Source organism: Streptomyces sp. NPDC054883 (assembly GCF_053610645.1).
The window spans coordinates 1-20,466 of record NZ_JBSGYT010000078.1; the positions used below are offsets into that span (position 1 = coordinate 1).

The following is a 20,466-nucleotide window of genomic DNA, read 5'->3' on the forward strand; positions in this document are numbered from 1 at the left end:
CGCCCGAGTCGGTCCGGCCTGCCGGGAACGGTGGTCCCCCGGGGCCACCGCGCCACGCCGTGCCGGCCGCGCTGTCCGGTTCCGCTGGTGCGGCCGCGGCATCAGGGTCCGGCGGCCCGGACGGGAGTCCGGCCTCGGGTTCCGCCGCTGCGGGCGAGGCCGGCGCGCGCGTGCCCGGTCCCGCCGGGTCCGACGCCGGCGACCCGGGCGCAGGTGGGACCGGCTCGGACGAGTCGGTCGCTGCTGCCGGGCACGGCGGATCCGCGGGGTCACCGCGCCACGTCGTGGCCGCTGCGGTGCCCGGTTCCGCTGGTGCGGCCTCGCTGGCCGGCACCGGCGACCCATCCACGCCCGGCGCCTCAAGGGGCACCTCCGCTGTCCCGGATGCATCCGGCACCGGCGGCCCGGACGGGAGCCCGGCCTCCGCCGCCGCTGCCCAGGCCGGTGACGCCGCTGGTCCGGCGGTGGCCGGTTCCGGTGGCCCGGACGAGGGCTCGGCCGGGGCCACCGAGGCGGGCCGGCCTGCTTCCGGTGAGCCGGCCGGGGGCACCGGCTCCGCCGTTGCGCCCGGGTCCGGCTCCGCCGCCCCCGCTTCGGCCGAGGGCTCCGGCCCGGGTTCCGGCGACGCCGCCGCCGGGCCGGCCGGGGTGGATGAGGGGTGGCTCGGGGTCGAGGCGGCCGTGGCGTTGCTCGGGTCGCCGCTCGGGGGGATGGACGCCGCCGATCTGCGGCGGCTCGGGCGGGCGCTCCGGGACGAGGAGCGGGCCGCCGGGGTCACCGTGCCGGCGCCCTCCGACGTGCTGCTCGCCCGCGCCCTCGCCGAGCCCGAGCGGCTCGTCGCCCACGACCCCGGCTACGCCCGCGGCGCCCAGCGCCTCGGCCTGCTCCTGCGCAAGGCCCGCGAACTCCTCGAAGGCGGCGGCACCGCCGAGGAGGCCCTCTGGCTGCTCTGGGACGGCACCCCGTGGCCCCAGCGCCTGGAGCGCGCCGCCCGCCGCGGCGGCGCCGCCGGCCGCCACGCCGACCGCGACCTCGACGCCGTCTGCGCCCTCTTCGACACCGCCGCCCGCGCGGAGGAACGTACCGGCGGCCGCGGCGCCCTCAACTTCCTCGAACAGCTCGAAGCCGAGGACATCGCCGCCGACACCCTCACCCGCAAGGCCCACCGCCGCGACGCCGTCCGGCTGATGACCGCCCACCGCTCCAAGGGCCTCGAATGGGGCCTCGTCGTCGTCGCCGGCGTCCAGGAGGGGCTCTGGCCCGACCTCCGCCGCCGCGGCTCCCTGCTGGAGGCCGACCGCATCGGGCGCGACGGCCTCGCAGAACCCCTCACTCCCGGCGCGCTCCTCGCCGAGGAGCGCCGCCTGTTCTACGTCGCCGCCACCCGCGCCCGCCACCGCCTCGTCGTCACCGCCGTCAAGGCCCCCGCCGAAGACGGCGACCAGCCCTCCCGCTTCCTCACCGAACTCGGCGTACCGGTCAAGGACGTCACCGGCCGCCCCCGCCGCCCCCTCTCCGTCCCCGCGCTCGTCGCGGAACTCCGCGCCACCACCGTCGACCCCGAGGCCTCCGAGGCGGTGCGCGACGCCGCCGCCCGCCGCCTGGCCCGCCTCGCCGCGCTCACCGACGACGAGGACCGCCCCCTGGTCCCCGCCGCGCACCCGCAGCGCTGGTGGGGGCTGTACGAGCCCACCCGCAGCAGCGTCCCGCTGCGCGACCGCGACCGGCCCGTCGCGCTCTCCGGCAGCGCCCTGGACCAGCTCGCCAACACCTGTTCCCTCCAGTGGTTCCTCGGCCGCGAGGTCAAGGCCGACGCCCCCGCCACCGCCGCCCAGGGCTTCGGCAACGTCGTCCACGTCCTCGCCGACGAAGTCGCCTCCGGCCGGACCCCCGCCGACCTCGCCGTCCTGATGGAACGCCTCGACTCCGTGTGGGACGCCCTCGCCTTCGACGCCCCCTGGAAGTCCCGCCAGGAGAAGGACAACGCCCGCGCCGCCCTCGAACGCTTCCTGCGCTGGCACGCCACCGACCGCGGGGGCCGGTCGGCCGTCGCCACGGAGCACGAATTCGACGTCACGCTCGAAGCGGGCGACTTCGCCGTGCGCATCCGGGGTTCCATGGACCGGGTCGAAGCGGACCCGCAGGGGCGGGCGTACGTCGTCGACTTCAAGACCGGCAAGGCCGCGCCCACCAAGGACGAGGTCGCGCGCCACCCCCAGCTCGCCGTGTACCAGCTCGCGGTCCGCGAAGGCGCCGTGGACGAGGTCTTCGACGGCCGCCGCCCCGAACCCGGCGGCGCCGAACTCGTCCAGCTGCGCCAGGGCGCCGCCAAGCGCGACGGCGGCGACGAGGTGCCGAAGGTCCAGGCGCAGCAGCCCTTGCACGGGGCTGGCGGCGAGTGGGCCGGCGACCTGCTCGCCACCGCCGCCGGCCGGGTCCTGGACGAGCGCTTCACCCCCACCACCGGACAGCACTGCGACCACTGCTCCTTCCGCAGCGCGTGCAGCGCCCGCCCCGAGGGCCGCCACACCGTCGAGTGAGCCGCCCGGACACCGGGGCGGCGGGGATTGTCGGTGCGGGCCGCTAGCCTTTTCGGGTGTCCGCGCGTCCGGCCGGCCCACCGGCCCTCACCGATCCCGAGCAGCTCAAGGAGCTCCTCGGGATCCCCTTCACGCCGGAACAGCTGGCCTGTGCGACCGCTCCGCCCACCCCTCAGGTCATCGTCGCCGGAGCGGGCTCCGGCAAGACCACGGTCATGGCCGCCCGCGTCGTGTGGCTGGTCGGCACGGGAGCGGTCGCGCCCGACCAGGTGCTCGGCCTCACCTTCACCAACAAGGCCGCCGGCGAGCTCGCCGAGCGCGTACGAAAGGCCCTCGCCCGCGCCGGCATCAGCGATCCGGACCCGTCCCCCGGCGACCTCCCCGCCGAGGGCGGCGCGGCCGCCGGCGAGCCCCGCATCTCCACCTACCACGCCTTCGCCGGGCAGCTCCTGAAGGACCACGGCCTGCGCATCGGGCTGGAGCCCAGCTCCCGGCTGCTCGCCGACGCCACCCGCTTCCAGCTCGCCGCCCGCGTGCTGCGCGAGGCCCCCGGCCCGTACCCGTCGCTGACGAAGTCCCTGCCCGACCTGGTCGGCGACCTGCTCGCGCTCGACGCCGAACTCTCCGAGCACCTGGTCGACCCCGAGGAGCTGCATGCGTACGACACCCGGCTCCTGGACGAGCTCGCCGGCACCAAGCTGACCAACGACGATCTGCGCAAGGTGCCCGAGGCGGTGCGCGGCCGGCTCGAACTGCTGGAGCTGACCGAGCGCTACCGCGCCGCCAAACGCTCTCGCGACCTGCTCGACTTCAGCGACCAGATAGCCCTCTCCGCGCGGCTCGCCACCACCCGGCCCGAGGTGGGCGCGCTGCTGCGGGAGGAGTTCCGGGTCGTCCTGCTCGACGAGTACCAGGACACCTCCGTCGCACAGCGGCTGCTGCTCTCCGGCCTGTTCGGCGCGGGCACCGGCCACGCCGTGACCGCCGTCGGCGACCCCTGCCAGGCGATCTACGGCTGGCGCGGCGCCTCCGTCGCCAACCTCGACGACTTCCCCGAGCACTTCCCGAACGCCGACGGCAGCCCCGCCGCCCGCCATTCGCTCAGCGAGAACCGGCGCAGCGGCGGCCGCCTGCTGGACCTGGCCAACGGCCTTGCCGCGCCCCTGCGCGCCATGCACGAGGGCGTCGAGGCGCTGCGGGCCGCGCCGGGGGAGGAGCGGGCCGGCTCGGTCCGCTGCGCCCTGCTGCCCACGCACGCCGAGGAGCTGGAGTGGCTCGGCGACTCCGTCGCGCACCTGGTCCGTACGGGGACGGCGCCGGGGGAGATCGCGGTGCTGTGCCGCTCCGCCGGGGACTTCGCGCGGATCCAGGCGGTCCTGGTGGAGCGCGAGGTGCCGGTCGAGGTGGTCGGGCTCTCCGGGCTGCTGCACCTGCCCGAGGTCGCCGACCTGGTCGCGGTGTGCGAGGTGCTCCAGGACCCGGGCGCCAACGCCCCGCTGGTGCGCCTGCTGACCGGCCCGCGCTGGCGGATCGGTGCCCGCGACCTGGCACTGCTGGGGCGCAGGGCGCGGCAGCTCGTGCACGGCCGGCCGCCGGGCGGCGCGGAGGCCGACCCGGACGCCCGGCTCGCGGCCGCCGTCGAGGGCGTGGACCCGGTGGAGGTCGTCTCGCTGGCCGACGCGCTGGAGACGTTCCTGGACTCCGCCGGGGCCGTCGCCGGGGCGGACCTGCCCTTTTCGGCCGAGGCCCGGGTCCGCTTCGCGCACCTCGCTCAGGAGCTGCGTGACCTGCGGCGTTCGCTCGCCGACCCGCTGATGGACGTACTGCACCGGGTGCTGGCGGTGACCGGGCTGGAGGTGGAGCTGTCCGCCTCCCCGCACGCCCTGGCCGCCCGGCGCCGCGAGACGCTGTCCGGGTTCCTGGACGTAGCCGCCGGGTTCGCCTCGCTGGACGGGGAGGCCTCGCTGCTGGCGTTCCTCGCCTTCCTGCGGACGGCCGCCCAGTACGAGAAGGGCCTGGACCACGCCCTGCCGGGCGGGGAGAACACGGTCAAGGTGCTGACGGCCCACAAGTCCAAGGGGCTGGAGTGGGACGTGGTGGCGGTACCCGGCCTGTGCGCGGGGTCCTTCCCGAAGGAGAAGCCGCCGGAGGCCTGGACCTCGTACGCGAAGGTCTTGCCGTACGCCCTGCGCGGCGACGCGGCGACGCTGCCGGGCGACCCGGCCTGGACCTCGGCGGGGCTGAAGTCCTTCAAGGCCGGGCTGAAGGAACACAAGGCGGTGGAGGAACTCCGGCTGGGGTACGTGACGTTCACGCGGCCGCGCTCCCTGCTGCTGGCGTCCGGCCACTGGTGGGGGCCGACGCAGAAGAAGCGGCGGGGGCCGTCGGCGTTCCTGGAGGCGCTGTACGCGCACTGCGAGGCGGGGCACGGGGAGATCGAGGAGTGGGCGCCCGAGCCGGAACCGGAGGACGAGAACCCGGCCCTGGCCGACGCCGCGACCGCGGACCACGCCTGGCCGCTGCCGCTGGACCCGGCCTCGCTGGCGCTGCGCCGCCGCGCGGCGGCGCTGGTGGAGTCCCACCTGTCGGCGGCCCACCTGTGGCCACCCCACTGCGAGGAACCGTCCTACGACGACCCCCCGTGGCCGGACCCGCACCCAGCCGCCACCCCCACCCTCCCGGCCCCACGCCCCCCGGCCGCCCCGGCGGACGCCTGGGCCACGGCCCGCCGACCGGGTTCGGCTGTGCCCGCCGATGGCTCTGGGCCGCGGGCCCACTCTGCCGCGCCTGCGGACGACCTGTGGCCGGAGGCCGAGGGTTGGGCTCCGGCCTCTCAGCCGGGCTCGGCCGTGCCTGCCGACGGCTCTGGGCCGCGGGCCCACTCCGCCGCGCCTGCGGACGACCTGTGGCCGGAGGCCGAAGCTTGGGCTCCGGCCCTCCGGCCGCCGGGCCCGCCTGTGCCCGCCGACCGCGTCGGGCCGCAGGCCCACCCTGGCGGGGCTCCGAATGCCGGTGCGCCCGGGTCCGGCTCGGCCGTGCCTGCCGACGGCTCTGGGCCGCGGGCCCACTCCGCCGCGCCTGCGGACGACCTGTGGCCCGAGGCCGAGGGCTGGACGCAGGCCTCCCGGCCGGGACCGCAGGCCCACCCGGCCGGGGCGGTTGCCGACCCGGGGGCGGAGGCCGGAGCGGGCGTCCCGTCAGGCGGGGCTCCCCATGCCCCTGCGTCCGGGTCCGGCTCGGCCGTGCCTGCCGACCACGTCGGGCCGCAGGCCCGCTCCGTCGTACCTGCGGACGAGCTGTGGCCGGAGGCCGACGCCGCTGCTCCCCAGGCCGATGCCTGCGCTGCGGAGCGGCGGCCCGGTGTCGGGCGCGGGGCCGCCGCAGACGACTCCCGGACCCGCTCCGCCATGCCCGCCGACCACGTCGGGCCGCAGGGCCGCCGCGCCGCAGCCGGCGATGGCCACGGGCCGCGGGGCCAGTTCCCCGCGCCCGCGGACGACCTCTGGCACGAGGCCGACGTACGGGCGGCCGGGCCGCGGGGCGGGAGCGGCGGGTTGAGCGCCGAAGAGGCGCGGGTCGTTTCCTCATGGGACCGGGACCTCGACGCCCTCGAAGGCGAGCTCCGCCGGGCCCGTACGGCCGTCCGGGACGTCGAGCTGCCCGCCTCCCTCTCCGCCAGCCAGCTGCTGCGCCTCGCCGCCGACGAGCAGGGCTTCGCCCGCGAGCTCGCCCGGCCCATGCCCAAGCCGCCCCAGCCCGCCGCGCGCCAGGGCACCCGCTTCCACGCCTGGGTCGAGTCCCGCTTCGACGAGCTCCCGCTGCCCCTCCTCGACGTCCTGGACCCCGCCACCGAACTGCCCGGCGCCGCTTCCGACCAGGACATCGCCGACGAGGCCGACCTCGAATCCCTCAAGGCCGCCTTCGAGCGCAGCGAGTACGCCGACCGCACCCCGCACCGGATGGAGGCCCCGGTCCAGCTCACCCTCGCCGGCCGGGTCGTCCGCGGCCGGATCGACGCCGTCTACAAGAACCCCGACGGCTCGTACGAGATCGTCGACTGGAAGACCGGCCGCACCACCGAGGCCGACCCCCTCCAGCTCGCCGTCTACCGCCTGGCCTGGGCCGAAGCCACCGAGACCCCTCTCGACCGGGTCTCCGCCGCGTTCCTCCACGTCCGCAGCGGCCGCGTGATCCGCCCCCGCGACCTGCCCGACCGGGCCCGTCTTGAGCGGATCCTCCAAGGCAAAACGGGCACGGACGGCGACCCCCAGGTGGACGGTTAGGCTCGTGGCATGAGCGACACCCCGGCGGACAGCGTCGTCCGCGCGTACATCGACACCCACCGCGCCGCGTTCCTCGACGACCTCGCGGACTGGCTGCGCATCCCTTCCGTCTCGGCCCAGCCCGAGCACGCGGGCGATGTACGGCGCAGCGCCGAATGGCTCGCCGCCAAGCTCAAGGAGACCGGCTTTCCGGTCGCCGAGGTCCTCGAGACCCCCGGCGCCCCCGCCGTCTTCGCCGAGTGGCCGAGCGCCGACCCGGCCGCCCCCACCGTCCTCGTCTACGGGCACCACGACGTACAGCCCGCCGCCCGCGCGGACGGCTGGCACACCGACCCGTTCGAGCCGGTCGTCAAGGACGGCCGGATGTACGCGCGCGGCGCGGCCGACGACAAGGGTCAGGTGTTCTTCCACACCCTCGGCGTGCGCGCGCACCTCGCCGCGACCGGCGCCGACGCCCCCGCCGTGCACCTCAAGCTCCTCATCGAGGGCGAGGAGGAGTCCGGCTCCGTCAACTTCCGCCACCTCGTCGAGCGCGAGGCCGACCGCCTCGCCGCCGATGTCGTCGTCGTCTCCGACACCGGCATGTGGTCCGAGACCACGCCCACCGTCTGCACCGGCATGCGCGGCGTCGCCGACTGCGAGATCGACCTGCACGGCCCCGACCAGGACATCCACTCCGGCGCCTTCGGCGGCGCCGTCCCGAACCCCGCGACCGCCGCCGCCCGCCTCGTCGCGGCGCTGCACGACGCCGACGGCCGGGTCACGATCCCCGGCTTTTACGACGGCATCACCGAGCTCACCGACGCCGAACGCCGGCTGATCGCCGAGCTGCCCTTCGACGAGGCCGAGTGGCTCCGTACGGCCAAGTCGCACGCGGCCGCCGGCGAGAAGGGCTACTCCACGCTGGAGCGCGTCTGGGCCCGCCCCACCGCCGAGGTCAACGGCATCGGCGGCGGCTACCAGGGCCCCGGCGGCAAGACCATCGTGCCCGCCTCCGCCCATGTGAAGCTGTCGTTCCGGCTGGTGTCCGGGCAGGACCCGTACGAGGTCGAGGCCGCCGTACGGGACTGGGTCGCGGCGCGCGTCCCCGACGGGATCCGGCACTCCATCGTCTTCGGCGCCCCCACCCGGCCCTGCCTGACACCGCTCGACCACCCGGCCCTGCAGTCCGTCGTACGGGCCATGGGCCGCGCCTTCGGTCAGCCGGTCCGCTTCACCCGCGAGGGCGGCTCCGGTCCCGCCGCCGACCTCCAGGACGTCCTGGACGCCCCGGTCCTCTTCCTCGGCATCTCCGTCCCCTCGGACGGCTGGCACGCGCCGAACGAGAAGGTCGAGCTGGACCTGCTCCTCAAGGGCGTGGAGACGGCCGCCTACCTGTGGGGGGACCTCGCCGCCCACTGGAAGCCCTGAGGACCGGAGCACCCGAACCCACGTCCGCCGCCTGCCTAGTCCGCCTGCACCACCGGGGGAGTTGGAAGTACCTGTGAGTACCCGTACCGAGCGCCCGCTCTCGCTCGCCGCGCCCAGCGGCATCGACCGCGCCGCGCACCACCGCCTCGACGAGGCCTGGCTCGCCGCCGCCTGGAGCCACCCGACGACCCGAGTCTTCGTCGTCTCCGGCGGCCAGGTCCTGATCGACGACACCCCCGACGGCGGCACGGGCATCGTGATGACCCCCGCCTTCGAGGCGCCGGTCACCCAGACGCACCGCTACTTCCTGGGCACCGACGAGGACGGCGTACGGTACTTCGCGCTGCAGAAGGACGCCCTGCCGGGCCGGATTGACCAGTCGGCGCGCGCCGCCGGACTGCGGGAGGCGGGCCTGCTGCTGTCGCCGCGCGACGCCGGGCTCATGGTGCACGCGGTGGCGCTGGAGAACTGGCAGCGGATGCACCGTTTCTGCTCCCGCTGCGGCGAGCGCACGGTCGTCGCGGCCGCCGGGCACATCCGGCGCTGCCCCGGCTGCGGGGCCGAGCACTACCCGCGCACCGATCCGGCCGTGATCATGCTGGTGACCGACGAGCACGACCGCGCGCTGCTGGGCCGCCAGGTGCACTGGCCCGAGGGCCGCTTCTCGACGCTGGCCGGGTTCGTGGAGCCGGGCGAGTCCATCGAGCAGTCGGTGATCCGCGAGGTGTGGGAGGAGGCGGGCGTCAGGGTCGGCGAGGTCGAGTACGTCGCCAGCCAGCCCTGGCCGTTCCCGTACAGCCTGATGCTCGGCTTCACCGCCCGCGCCGTCACCTCGGAGATCACGGTCGACGGCGAGGAGATCCAGGAGGCCCGCTGGTTCTCCCGCGAGGACCTGCGCGAGGCGATCGAGTCGGGCGAGGTGCTCCCGCCGTCGGGGATCTCCATCGCGGCCCGGCTGGTCGAGCTCTGGTACGGGGAGCCGCTGCCGCGGCCCGCGGGCTGACCGCCCGCCCGTACCCGGCCCGTAACGTTGGTCACACCGGAAGGCCCCCGCCGCGGCGGGGGCCTTCCGGTGTGGGGCGTGCTCCCCGTCAGACCGCGAGGGCCTGCTTGACCTGGGCCAGGCTCGGGTTCGTCATGACGGACTCGTTGCCCGCGGGGGACTTCACGAGCACCGTCGGAACCGTCTGGTTGCCACCGTTCGCCTGCTCCACGAACGCCGCGGACGCCGGGTCGAGCTCGATGTTGATCTCGTTGTACGCGATGCCTTCCCGGTCCAGCTGGCTCTTCAGCCGGCGGCAGTAGCCGCACCAGGTCGTGCTGTACATCGTGACGGAACCCGTGTCCTGCATGCTGCGCTCTCCTTCGTGAGGCTCGGTGGTCCGAGTACTCGAACGTACGCCACCGCCGCCCCATTCCCGGACGGGCGGCCTCCCCGCCCTCGTATCCGCGCCCGCCGCGGATCAGTACGACGGATACCGGCGGCCTGTGGACAACATTCCCGCCCGGCACACCGGACCTGGCAGCATGGCGGGGTGACAGCAGCAACGCACTCCTCATCCTTCCCGTCCGGCGCCGACTCGGCCGACGCGGTGCTCCAGGGCCTCGACCCGGAGCAGCGCGAGGTCGCGACGACCCTGCGCGGGCCGGTGTGCGTGCTCGCGGGCGCCGGTACGGGCAAGACCCGCGCCATCACCCACCGCATCGCCTACGGCGTCGCCTCGGGCCAGCTGATGCCCGCCAGCGTGCTCGCCGTCACCTTCACCAACCGTGCGGCGGGCGAGATGCGCGGCCGGCTGCGCAGCCTGGGCGCGGGCGGTGTCCAGGCCCGGACCTTCCACGCCGCGGCCCTGCGCCAGCTCCAGTACTTCTGGCCCCGCGCCATCGGCGGAGAGGTGCCCCGGCTGCTGGAGCGCAAGATCCAGTTCGTGGCCGAGGCCGGGTCGCGCTGCCGCATCCGTCTCGACCGCAACGAGCTGCGCGACGTCACCGGTGAGATCGAGTGGGCCAAGGTCACCCAGACCGTCCCCGCCGACTACCCGGCGGCCGCCCTCAAGGCCGGCCGCGAGGCGCCCCGGGACATGGCGGAGATCGCCCAGATCTACGGCGTCTACGAGCAGCTCAAGCGTGACCGGAACATGATCGACTTCGAGGACGTGCTGCTCCTCACCGTCGGCATCCTCCAGGACCGCCACGACATCGCCGAGCAGATCCGCGCCCAGTACCAGCACTTCGTGGTGGACGAGTACCAGGACGTCAGCCCGCTCCAGCAGCGCCTGCTGGACCTGTGGCTCGGCGAGCGCGACAGCCTCTGCGTCGTCGGTGACGCCAGCCAGACGATCTACTCCTTCACCGGCGCCACCCCCGACCACCTGCTCAATTTCCGCACCAGATACCCGCAGGCAACCCTGGTCAAGCTGATCCGCGACTACCGCTCGACACCGCAGGTGGTCCACCTCGCCAACGGCCTGCTCAATCAGGCCAGGGGCCGGGCCGCCGAGCACCGGCTGGAGCTGGTGTCCCAGCGCGAGCCCGGCCCCGACCCGGTCTATGCCGAGTACCCGGACGAGCCCGCCGAGGCCGAGGGCGTCGCCGCCCGGATCCGTGACCTGATCGCCGCCGGGGTCCCGGCCGGCGAGATCGCGGTCCTCTACCGCATCAATGCCCAGTCCGAGGTCTACGAGCAGGCCCTCGCCGACGCCGGTGTGCCCTACCAGCTGCGCGGCGCCGAGCGCTTCTTCGAACGGGCCGAGGTGCAGAAGGCGATCCTCGCGCTGCGCGGCGCCGCCCGCTCCGGCGGGAACGACCCGCTGCTCGACGATGTCGTGGAGCTCGGTTCGCAGGTCCGGGCCGTGCTCAGCTCCACCGGCTGGACCAGCGAGCCGCCCGCCGGCTCCGGAGCCGTGCGCGACCAGTGGGAATCGGTGGCCGCGCTGATCCGCCTCGCCGAGGACTTCGCCCGCGGCCGCCCCGGCGCCACCCTGGCCGACCTCACCGTAGAGCTGGACGAGCGCAAGGCCGCGCAGCACGCGCCGACCGTGCAGGGCGTCACGCTCGCCTCGCTGCACGCCGCGAAGGGCCTGGAGTGGGACGCGGTGTTCCTGGTGGGCCTCACCGACGGCATGATGCCGATCACCTACGCCAAGACCGACGAGCAGGTCGAGGAGGAACGCCGGCTGCTGTACGTGGGCGTCACCCGGGCGCGGCTGCACCTGACGCTCTCCTGGGCGCTGTCCCGCGCCCCCGGCGGGCGGGCCTCCCGGCGCCCCAGCCGGTTCCTGAACGGCCTGCGGCCCGGCTCGGCGGCCCCGGGCGCCAAGGCGGGCGCCGCGGGCGAGCGGGCGGCCCGCAAGCGCGGCCGCCGCGGCCCGGTGCTGTGCCGGGTCTGCGGCAAGACGCTGACCGAGGCGGGCGAACTCAAGCTGATGCGCTGCGAGGACTGCCCGTCCGACATGGACGAGGGCCTCTACGAGCGGCTGCGGGAGTGGCGCGCGGCCCAGGCGAAGGAGCAGGGCCTGCCGGCCTACTGCGTCTTCACCGACAAGACGCTGATGGCGATCGCGGAGGCCGGACCGTCCGAAGAGGGAGAGCTCTCGATGATTTCTGGAGTCGGCGGCCGCAAGCTCGACCGGTACGGAGCCGACGTCCTGGCCATCTGCGCAGGCCAGGAACCCGGCGACGAGGAACCTGACGACGCGTAGAAACTCGTCGGGAAAATAGTTTGCACATGCCCAGCGGATCCCCATAGGTTCTTAGCAACGGAAACGGTGGCTTCTCCGAAGCCCCTGATCCGTGCTGTACTTATCCGAATACGCATTGGGACAGGCCCCCGGGCCGGTCCCCGAGACGCCGAGAGGAGGCGAGACCAGTGACCAGCTTCATGACCTTCACCAAAATGACCGATCGCTCGGTCGCCGCTTCCTGCACGCTCGGCTCCTCCTCGCTCCTCCCGGTCCTGGGTACCGGTCTGTCCCGGATTCCCGCGGCCGGCCCTGCCCTGACGTCCGCGCCCTGCGCGCTGATCGTCAGCGTCCGGAATGAGCGACCGACCCAGGCACCGGTGGCAGTACTGGCTGCAGAAGCCCAGGCGCATGGCGCCTATGGCTCCGCCGCCGCGGCCGGTGCCGGATCCCAGACGAAGCAGACGAAGCAGCAGCACCACCTGATGTGGGCCTTCCGTGGGCTCGAACCCTGGAGTGATCCAGTCTGATCTCAAGATCAGGCCGGCGCCTTCAGGGCCGCGGAACCCCACCCGGGATCCGCGGCCCTTCTGTTTGTCCCCGAACGGGGACGGCAGAGCGAAGGGGCCTCGGGACTGGCAAGAACAGGTACCAGCCGACCCCGGCCGAACCGGGCCGGAACGACTAGTCAACAAAGACGAGGAAGAAACCACCGTGCAACTCGAAGCGCACGCCCCGTCCGTACCGCAGACCCAAACGATCTCCCCGCCCGCAGTCCCGGAGGACTCCGCCTTGACTCCCCTCACCGCGCTGACCGCGCTCGACGACGCCATCGAGAACCTCGGCGTCCCCGTCCCCTGCCGCACCTTCGACCCCGAGGTCTTCTTCGCCGAGTCCCCGGCCGATGTCGAGTACGCGAAGTCCCTCTGCGGCACCTGTCCCCTGGTCGAGGCGTGCCTCGCCGGGGCGAAGGAGCGCCGCGAGCCCTGGGGCGTCTGGGGCGGAGAGCTCTTCGTCCAGGGTGTGGTCGTCGCCCGGAAGCGGCCCCGTGGCCGTCCGCGCAAGAACCCGGTTGTCGCGGCATGACCGCCATCGGAACCATCGACCGCCCCCTGACGCACGACCCCTTGAAGCAGGCCCCCATGTCCCCCTTCGCCACCACGAGCGAGCAGCCGTACGGCTCCGCCACCGCAGACTTCATCACCGCCGGCGCGATCACCTCGCGTCAGAACAGGACCCGCGAAATGCAACTCATCCCAGAAGCCCTGGCTCGTGCCCATATGGACGACCGCATGCGTGAGGCCGACGCCGGGCGTCACGCCACGCGTCTGGTCGCCGCCCGGCGCATGCAGCGTCGAGCCGAGCGCGTCTCGCTGCGCGCCCGGCGCGCGCTGGCCATGGCCGTCATGAACTGACAGCCCAGCAGGAACCTCCCGGGGGGACCGGTCCGCACGGACCGGTCCCCCCGGGGCGTTGCGGACGCGCACCGCGCCCCGTCCGGGGATATCGTCGGCAGGTGGACCAGCCGACTCCCCGCCCCACCCCGCCGGGGCCCAAGGCCCAGCCCGTCCTCTGCGCGCGCTGCGGCACCCAGTCGTCCGACGGCGCCCCGCCCACCTGGACCTGCTCGGTGGAGAACGGGGCCCGCCAGTACTTCTGCGTCGCCTGCGCACGCGCCAACCTCAGGGCGATCGAGGGCCGCCTCGACTCCTCCTGGTGGTAACCCGGCGCCCCGCGAGGCCGCCCGGCTTCCGGCCGTCCTCTAGGGGTGTCCGGCGGATCATGGCCGGGCCCGACCCTGGTCCGCCGGGCACGCCCTAGCCCTCGGGGAGGAACCCGGGGAGCCAGGACTCCAGTTCGTCGCGCAGCCGGACCGTCGCGCCGAGCTGGCACAGGACGCCGATGGTGCTCAGCGTCACCCGGTGGATCAGCAGGTAAGAGGGCGGCAGGTTGATCTGACGGCCCAACTGGTGGGCGGGGGAGCGGGGGTCGGCGATCCGGGCCGCCTGGCCGCGCAGCCACGGCCGGGTGAAGGTGAACTCCTCCGCCTCGGCGGGCTCGATGATCGGCTTGAGGTAGTCCAGCAGCGCGTCCGGGTCGAGTTCGATCGACTTCTTCACGAAGCCCTCCGCGCACAGGTGCCCGTACACCCCCTCGGCGTCACCGTCCAGCGTCATCCGCAGCGACCGGCCGATGGGCTCGGGCCAGCCGCCCGGCAGCCGGTCGACCGTGCCGAAGTCCAGCACCCCCAGCCGGGCCGTGCCGTCGGCGGCCTGGATCAGCCGGAAGTTCCCCGGGTGCGGATCCGCGTGCAGGAGCCCGGTGCGCGCGGGTCCGGAGAAGAGGAACCGGGCCAGCAACTGCCCCGCCCGGTCACGCTCCTCCTGGGTGCCGTCGGCTATCACCTCCGACAGCGGGGTCCCTTCCATCCATTCGCTGATCAGGACCTGGTCGCCCTGGTGCACGACGGCCGGCACCACCACGTCAGCGTCGCCTTCGAACGCGTCGGCATGCGTCCGCTGCGCCTCGGCCTCCAGCTCGTAGTCCAGCTCCTCCGCGACCCGGTCACGCAGCTCGGTGATCAGCGGCTTGATGTCCATGCCCGGGATCAGCGGCCCCAGCAGGCCCGCGAACCGGCCCAGTTGCTTGAGGTCGGACAGCAGCGCCTCTCCGGCCCCCGGGTACTGCACCTTGACCGCCACCTGCCGGCCGTCGTGCCAGACCGCCCGGTGCACCTGCCCGATCGAGGCCGCCGCGGCCGGCTTGTCCTCGAACTCCTCGAACAGCTCCCGCCAGTGCTCACCCAGCCGCTCCGCCAGCACCTGGTGCACCGTGGCCGAAGGCAGCGGAGGGGCTGCCTCCTGGAGCTTGGTCAGCGCTGCCCGGTAGGGGCCCGCCACCTCCTCGGGCAGAGCCGACTCGAAGACCGACAGCGCCTGCCCGAACTTCATGGCGCCGCCCTTCAGCTCTCCGAGGGTGCGGAACAGCTGATCTGCGGTGCGCTGTTGGAGCTCGCGGGCGACGATCTCCGCGGACTTGCCGCCGATCAGCTTGCCCAGGCCCCAGGTGGCCCGGCCGGCCATGCCCAGTGGCAGCGCGGCCAGCTTGACGGTGCGGGTGACCGCCTTCCGGGGAAGATCAGACATACGCCCCTCCAGTTCCGAGACAGCCGTGCCGCCAGCGGCGGTTCGGGGGGTGTCCCCTCTGGCCTTCGGTCGAACGCATCCTGTCATGGCCTGCTGTGCGAGAGTCAGCCCGATCCTGCCTCCCGCCCCTGCAGTACCGCTGGACCGCTCCCGGTGCCGCCCGGGCTCACCGCCCCCGCCGCGCAGGGGCACTCCGGATGCGGGCGGACCTCCGAACGCTCCCAGTGCAGTCCCGGCAGGGCGGCCTCCCAGCGGGCCGCCGTCGAAGCCGGCAGCCGGCCGTCGAGGAAGGACAGGGCGTGCGCGGCGGCGAGACCGGCCACCGCCGCGGCCAGGCCCAGATCGCAGGCGGCGACGGCTCTGCGACGGTGCGCCGACCGCCACTGGACCAGCATCCGGGGCCAGGCGGGATCCCGGTCGACCCGCTCCCGCTCCATGCACCCCGCGCAGGCCGCGGCGCCGGGCAGCACCAGCGGTCCGACCATCCCGGTGCCCTCCAACACCCCCGCGTACAGGTGCGGGATCCCGGCCGCCACCCACTCGGCGGCCGCTTCGGGGTCGGGGGCCCACGCCTGGAGCCCGTCCCGGGGGGCGACCACCACCAGGGCCAGCCCCGGTTCGGGCCCGCCGACCTCCCCGGCCCGCGGGGGCCGCCCGGGCGCCGCCTCCCGGACCACCGCCGCCGCGGCCTCGGCCCGCAGCCGCCCCACGCTGTCCGGGCCGAGCCCGCCCGGCGCCACATCGCCCGGCTGCACCCGCCCGCCGTCGAGCACCTCGACCCGGCCCACGCCGGCTCCCGCCAGGACGGCGGCGATCACCCCGCCCACCCGGCCGCTCCCGCGCACCTGTACCCGTATCGCCCGCCGGGCCGCGACCGCCCGTAACTCCCCGCCGGGCTCGCGGTGCACCAGGGAGAGCGACGCCAGATCCGGTCCCAGCCGCTCCAGGGTCTCCGGCCGCTTGCGCACCGCCTGGGCCCGGGGGCCGCCCGCGGTGGCGTCGTCGAGCAGCCCGGCCCCGGCCAGCCGCCGGACCAGTTCGTCCGCCCGGGTCCGGGGCAGCCCGATCCGCCCGGCCTCCTCGCGCAGCAACTCCATGCCCCGCGTCCCGTCGATCCGGTCGATCAGCGATGCCGTCGCCGTGTCCACCGGACCCAGCGCCACCGCGTGCGCGGGAGTCACCCCGCACTGCACCGTGAGCAGATCGCGCCAGGCCCGCGCCAGCGCCGGCTTCACCTTCGGATACATGACCATCCCCCCGATTCCCGTCCGGTCCGTCCCTGTTTCTTCCGCGGTTCCTCCGCGTCTTCCGCCACACTGCCCGCTCCCCGGAACACGTGCGGGAATTTGTCCACAGCTACGAGGTATTGGGCATATGAGATGAAGAAAAGGGGTGTTTCGGATCCCAGATGAATCGATCATGTTCGAACCACGGACGAGCGGGACGCCCGCCCCGGCGACCGGGTACCGTCGAGGCGTGTCCGCCGACCCCTCGCAGCGCGCCGTCGAAGTACGCCGGAGCGCGCGCCGCCGCAGGACCGTATCCGCCTACCGGGAAGGCGAGCGGACGGTCGTCCTCATCCCCGCCCGGATGTCCGAGGCGGAGGAAGAGCGCTGGGTGGGCGTGATGCTCGACAAGCTCGCCGCCCAGGAGGGCAAGCGGACCCTCGGCGACGCGGAACTCACCGCCCGCGCCGAGCGTTTGTCCGAGCAGTACTTCAGCTCCCGCGCCCGCCCCCGCTCGGTGCGCTGGGTCACCAACCAGAACACCCGCTGGGGCTCCTGCACCCCGGCCGAGGGCAGCATCCGGCTCTCGCACCGCCTCCAGGGCATGCCGGAGTACGTCGTCGACTACGTCCTGCTGCACGAGCTGGCGCACCTCCTGGTACCCGGACACGGGCCCCGCTTCTGGCAGTTGCTGGAGGCGTACCCGAAGACCGAACGCGCCCGCGGATATCTGGAGGGGGTCGTCGCGGCGGAACGCCTTCCCGCCGCGCCCGCCGTCCCCGCCGCCCGCGGGGAATGACCCCTCGGCCGGGCTCCGGACCCGCCCGGTCAAGGCCGCGGACGGGCGACGTGTACCGGCTCGGTACCGACTTGGCCGGATGTCCGCGCGAGCCGTTAGCCTGAGCGGCACGCATTCGGAGCGGGTGCGCGCATTCACAGTCGGGATGGGGGACGGTCGTACGCATGGCCAGGGAATTCCAACGCGGCCACAAGGCCAAGGTCAGTGATCTGACGGCGGGCACCGATCTGTACGTGGGCGTCCGGATCGCCGGCGCGGGGCTCTCCATCGACATCAGCTGCTTCGGCCTCGACGCCGACGAGCAGCTCTCGGACGACCGCTACTTCGTCTTCTACAACCAGCCGAAGTCGCCCGAGGAGTCCATCCAGCAACTCGGCGCCCAGGCGGGCGACACCGAGTCCTTCCGGGTGACCCTCGACCGTGTGCCCGCGCACATCCACAGGCTGTCCTTCGCCGCCTCCATCGACGGCGCCGGCCAGATGTCCCAGATCGGCCCCGGCTACATCCGGGTCGTCGCGGGCGGCGAGGAGGTCGTCCGGTACTCGTTCACGGGTTCGGAGTTCAGCACCGAGCGCGCGCTGATGATCGGTGACTTCTACCTGAAGGACGTGTGGCGCTTCGCCGCCGTCGGCCAGGGCTTCGACGGCGGGCTCGCGGCCCTGCTCGAGAACTTCGGCGGCGAGGTCGCCGAGGAGGAACCGCAGGCAGCGGCACAGGGCCGGCCGCAGCACCAGCCCCCGGCCGCCGCGCCCGGCTTCGCCCCGCCGCCGCAGGGCCCGGAACCCGCGTTCGGCACGCCCGCGCCCCAGGCCCCGCCCGCTCCCCCCGCCCCGCAGCCCTCCTTCGGCGCACCCGTACCCGCTCCCGCACCCGCTCCCCACCAGCCGGTGCACTCGGCCCCGACGATGGTCGGCCCCCTGGTGCCCGCACCCCCGGCCGCCCCCTACGGGCAGCCGCCGCACGCGCCGCAGCCGCCCGGGCCGCCCTCGTACGGCCAAGTGCCGAACCAGCAGCCCTCGTACGGCGGCCAGGTGCCCCCGCCCGGCCCGGTCCCCGCGCCGCACGGCCGGCCGGCCCCCTACGGCCAGCAGCCCGGGTACCCCCAGCAGCCGGCGTACGGCCAGCATCCCGGGTACCCGCAGCAGCCGGCGTACGGCCAGCAGCCCGGCCACCAGCAGCCGGCCGCCGGCGCCCCGGGACTCACCGCCGCGCTCAGCCGGTACAAGGAAGCCCCCACCGGCGCCCGCTGGACCCCGCAGAACCACCAGCTGATGCGGGTCGACCTCGCCCTCGGCGGCGGCCAGCCGGTCCTCGCCCGCCAGGGCAGCATGGTGCTCTACCAGGGCAAGGTCGACTTCAGCTACAAGGGCGCCGGCTTCGCCGGCCGCATCGTCGGCAACGCCACCGGCCAGGAGATGCAGCTCATGCGCTGCACCGGCCGCGGCCAGGTCTTCCTCGCCGAGAACGGCGCCCACCTGCACGCCGTCGAGCTCCAGGGCGACGGCATCTGCGTCTCCGCCGAGTCAGTCCTCGCCTTCGACGAATCCCTCCAGCACGAGGTCCGCCGGATCGAGGGCCACGGCATCCCGGGCGGCGCCCTGTTCACCATGCTGTTCCAGGGCACCGGCACCGTCATCGTCAAGACGCACGGCACGCCCGTCGTGCTGCCCGTCACCCCGACCACCTTCGCCGACAGCAACGCCATCGTCGCCTGGTCCGCCGCCTCGCAGGTGATCATCTCCAGCCAGGTCCGGCTGCGCCGCAACGCCTACCCCGGCCACAGCGGGGAAACCGTGAACCTCCAGTTCCGCGGGGCCCCCGGCAACTTCATCGTCGTCCAGCCGTACGAGGTCTGAGGGAGCCCCACATGAATGCCATGAACGCAATGAACCAGCAGCTCGCGGGCTACGCCCCCACCCCCGTCACGGCCCGCATGGAGAACCACGGCCCGGCCATGCTCAAGGTCGCCATGCAGAGCGGCCACGACCTCTTCGCGCGCACCGGCTCGATGGTCGCCTACGAGGGGTTCGTCCAGTACGAGCCCAACCCGCCGGCCGTGCGCCAGATGGCCTCGCAGTGGCTCACCGGCGAAGGCGCCCCGCTGATGAAGTGCACCGGCGACGGCCTGCTCTACCTCGCCGACTACGGCGCGGACGTCGTCGTCATCAACCTCGACAACGACGCCCTCTCCGTCAACGGCACCAACCTGCTGGCCTTCGACGCCCAGCTCCAGTGGGGCGTCGAGCGGGTCAAGGGCATGGCCAAGTTCGCCGGACAGGGCCTGTTCAACGTCCAGATCTCGGGCACCGGCTGGGTGGCCATCACCTCCCGGGGCACCCCGATCGTGGTCGATTGCGGGCGCGGCGAGGACGAGACGTACGTCGACCCGGACGCGCTCGTCGCCTGGTCCCCCAACCTCAAGGTCAAGGGCAAGCGCAGCTTCAAGGCCTCGTCGATGATCGGCCGGGGCAGCGGGGAGGCCTACCAGATGGCCTTCTCCGGACAGGGCATCGTCGTCGTACAGCCCAGCGAGGACAGCACCGACCGGCTCCGGGCCCGGGGCTGAGGGGGAGCGGACACATCATGCAGAGCGCACTTTTCGCCCACGCCGAAGCGCAGTCCCAGGACCGGTACACCGTCCAGAACCCGCAGCTGCTGCGGGTCTCCCTGAGCGGCTCCGACGACGTGCTCGCCCGCAAGGGGGCCATGGTCGCCTACCAGGGGATCATCGACTTCGACGGCGAGTACCAGAGCACCACCCAGCGCACCGCCCGCGCCCGCACCGGCGAGGGCCTGGACCTCATGCGCTGCTCCGGGCAGGGCACGGTCTACCTGGCCAACCTCGCGCAGTACGTCCACGTCGTGGACGTGGACGTAGACGGGCTCACCGTCGACAGCAGCTACGTGCTGGCCCTGGACTCCACCCTGCACACCGAGGCCGTCGCGGTGGACAGCCAGTACGGGATCTCCGGCTCGGGCAAGTACCAGCTCAACATCACCGGCCGCGGCAAGGTCGCCCTGATGACCTCGGGGCAGCCGCTGATGATGCAGGTCACGCCCGACAAGTACGTCAACGCCGATGCGGACGCCATCGTCGCCTGGTCCACGTCGCTGCGCGTGCAGATGCAGGCCCAGACGCACTCCACCGGGGTCTGGCGGCGGCGCGGCAACACCGGTGAGGGCTGGGAGCTCAGCTTCCTCGGCACGGGCTTCGCCCTGGTGCAGCCCAGCGAGCTGCTGCCGCCGCAGAACGCCCAGCTCGGCCAGGGCCTGGCAGCGCAGTACGGCATGGGCCAGCACGGCGCCCACGCCCAGAACCAGAACAACGCCTGGAACTGATCCGCAGACGTGGGGGAGGGGCCGGCCCCGCGGGACCGGCCCT

Annotated in this window: 16 protein-coding genes; 13 read left to right on the forward strand and 3 right to left on the reverse strand. The window is 74.1% G+C overall.

Annotation, left to right across the window (positions count from 1 at the left end; all coding sequences use genetic code 11):
* The 4 genes from ACWGH1_RS33875 to nudC all read left to right on the forward strand — a co-directional run.
* A partial coding sequence (locus ACWGH1_RS33875) for a PD-(D/E)XK nuclease family protein (RefSeq protein WP_453409300.1) occupies nucleotides 1-2,540 on the forward strand: 2,540 nt, incomplete at its 5' end.
* Between the two features lie 56 nt (nucleotides 2,541-2,596).
* Nucleotides 2,597-6,823, forward strand: coding sequence for a UvrD-helicase domain-containing protein (locus ACWGH1_RS33880; RefSeq protein WP_453409301.1), 4,227 nt, complete (start codon nucleotides 2,597-2,599; stop codon nucleotides 6,821-6,823).
* Between the two features lie 9 nt (nucleotides 6,824-6,832).
* On the forward strand, nucleotides 6,833-8,233 hold the full coding sequence (locus ACWGH1_RS33885) for a dipeptidase (protein ID WP_453356954.1): 1,401 nt from the start codon (nucleotides 6,833-6,835) through the stop codon (nucleotides 8,231-8,233).
* Nucleotides 8,234-8,294: 61 nt separating this feature from the next.
* Complete coding sequence (nudC, locus tag ACWGH1_RS33890; protein ID WP_453356955.1) at nucleotides 8,295-9,236, forward strand: NAD(+) diphosphatase; 942 nt, start codon at nucleotides 8,295-8,297, stop codon at nucleotides 9,234-9,236.
* Nucleotides 9,237-9,324: 88 nt separating this feature from the next.
* On the opposite strand, the gene ACWGH1_RS33895 is transcribed toward nudC, so the two are convergent.
* The gene (locus ACWGH1_RS33895) at nucleotides 9,325-9,585 is read right to left on the reverse strand and encodes a mycoredoxin (protein ID WP_453357011.1); all 261 of its coding nucleotides are present in this window, start codon (nucleotides 9,583-9,585) and stop codon (nucleotides 9,325-9,327) included.
* 183 nt (nucleotides 9,586-9,768) lie between these two features.
* Here ACWGH1_RS33895 and ACWGH1_RS33900 point away from each other — a divergent pair, with 183 nt between their 5' ends.
* From ACWGH1_RS33900 to ACWGH1_RS33920, 5 genes are all read left to right on the forward strand, one after another.
* The gene (locus ACWGH1_RS33900) at nucleotides 9,769-11,934 is read left to right on the forward strand and encodes an ATP-dependent DNA helicase UvrD2 (protein ID WP_453357010.1); all 2,166 of its coding nucleotides are present in this window, start codon (nucleotides 9,769-9,771) and stop codon (nucleotides 11,932-11,934) included.
* Nucleotides 11,935-12,101: 167 nt separating this feature from the next.
* Nucleotides 12,102-12,443 carry a hypothetical protein gene (locus ACWGH1_RS33905; protein WP_453409302.1) on the forward strand — a complete coding sequence of 114 codons (342 nt, stop codon included), beginning with the start codon at nucleotides 12,102-12,104 and terminating at the stop codon, nucleotides 12,441-12,443.
* A gap of 184 nt (nucleotides 12,444-12,627) precedes the next feature.
* The gene (locus ACWGH1_RS33910) at nucleotides 12,628-12,999 is read left to right on the forward strand and encodes a WhiB family transcriptional regulator (RefSeq protein ID WP_453409303.1); all 372 of its coding nucleotides are present in this window, start codon (nucleotides 12,628-12,630) and stop codon (nucleotides 12,997-12,999) included.
* Nucleotides 12,996-13,328: a hypothetical protein gene (locus ACWGH1_RS33915; RefSeq protein ID WP_453409304.1), complete on the forward strand. Its 333-nt coding sequence runs from the start codon at nucleotides 12,996-12,998 to the stop codon at nucleotides 13,326-13,328. The genes ACWGH1_RS33910 and ACWGH1_RS33915 overlap by 4 nt, the downstream gene beginning before the upstream one ends.
* A 101-nt stretch (nucleotides 13,329-13,429) precedes the next feature.
* Nucleotides 13,430-13,636 (forward strand): hypothetical protein, encoded by a 207-nt coding sequence (locus tag ACWGH1_RS33920; protein ID WP_453355969.1) that lies wholly within the window; start codon nucleotides 13,430-13,432, stop codon nucleotides 13,634-13,636.
* 94 nt (nucleotides 13,637-13,730) lie between these two features.
* Here ACWGH1_RS33920 and ACWGH1_RS33925 read toward each other — a convergent pair whose 3' ends face one another.
* On the reverse strand, nucleotides 13,731-15,059 hold the full coding sequence (locus ACWGH1_RS33925; RefSeq protein ID WP_453355968.1) for an ABC1 kinase family protein: 1,329 nt from the start codon (nucleotides 15,057-15,059) through the stop codon (nucleotides 13,731-13,733).
* A gap of 104 nt (nucleotides 15,060-15,163) precedes the next feature.
* The gene (locus tag ACWGH1_RS33930) at nucleotides 15,164-16,306 is read right to left on the reverse strand and encodes a ThiF family adenylyltransferase (protein WP_453355967.1); all 1,143 of its coding nucleotides are present in this window, start codon (nucleotides 16,304-16,306) and stop codon (nucleotides 15,164-15,166) included.
* A 172-nt stretch (nucleotides 16,307-16,478) separates the two neighbouring features.
* Here ACWGH1_RS33930 and ACWGH1_RS33935 point away from each other — a divergent pair, with 172 nt between their 5' ends.
* The 4 genes from ACWGH1_RS33935 (at nucleotide 16,479) to ACWGH1_RS33950 (ending at nucleotide 20,423) form a co-directional block, all read left to right on the forward strand.
* Nucleotides 16,479-17,084, forward strand: coding sequence for a M48 metallopeptidase family protein (locus ACWGH1_RS33935; RefSeq protein WP_453355966.1), 606 nt, complete (start codon nucleotides 16,479-16,481; stop codon nucleotides 17,082-17,084).
* A 164-nt stretch (nucleotides 17,085-17,248) separates the two neighbouring features.
* A complete protein-coding gene (locus ACWGH1_RS33940; RefSeq protein WP_453409305.1) occupies nucleotides 17,249-18,940 on the forward strand; it encodes a TerD family protein in 1,692 nt (563 codons plus the stop codon).
* Nucleotides 18,941-18,969: 29 nt separating this feature from the next.
* Nucleotides 18,970-19,650: an AIM24 family protein gene (locus ACWGH1_RS33945; RefSeq protein WP_453357558.1), complete on the forward strand. Its 681-nt coding sequence runs from the start codon at nucleotides 18,970-18,972 to the stop codon at nucleotides 19,648-19,650.
* 17 nt (nucleotides 19,651-19,667) lie between these two features.
* Nucleotides 19,668-20,423: an AIM24 family protein gene (locus ACWGH1_RS33950; protein ID WP_453357557.1), complete on the forward strand. Its 756-nt coding sequence runs from the start codon at nucleotides 19,668-19,670 to the stop codon at nucleotides 20,421-20,423.
* Nucleotides 20,424-20,466 lie beyond the last annotated feature (43 nt).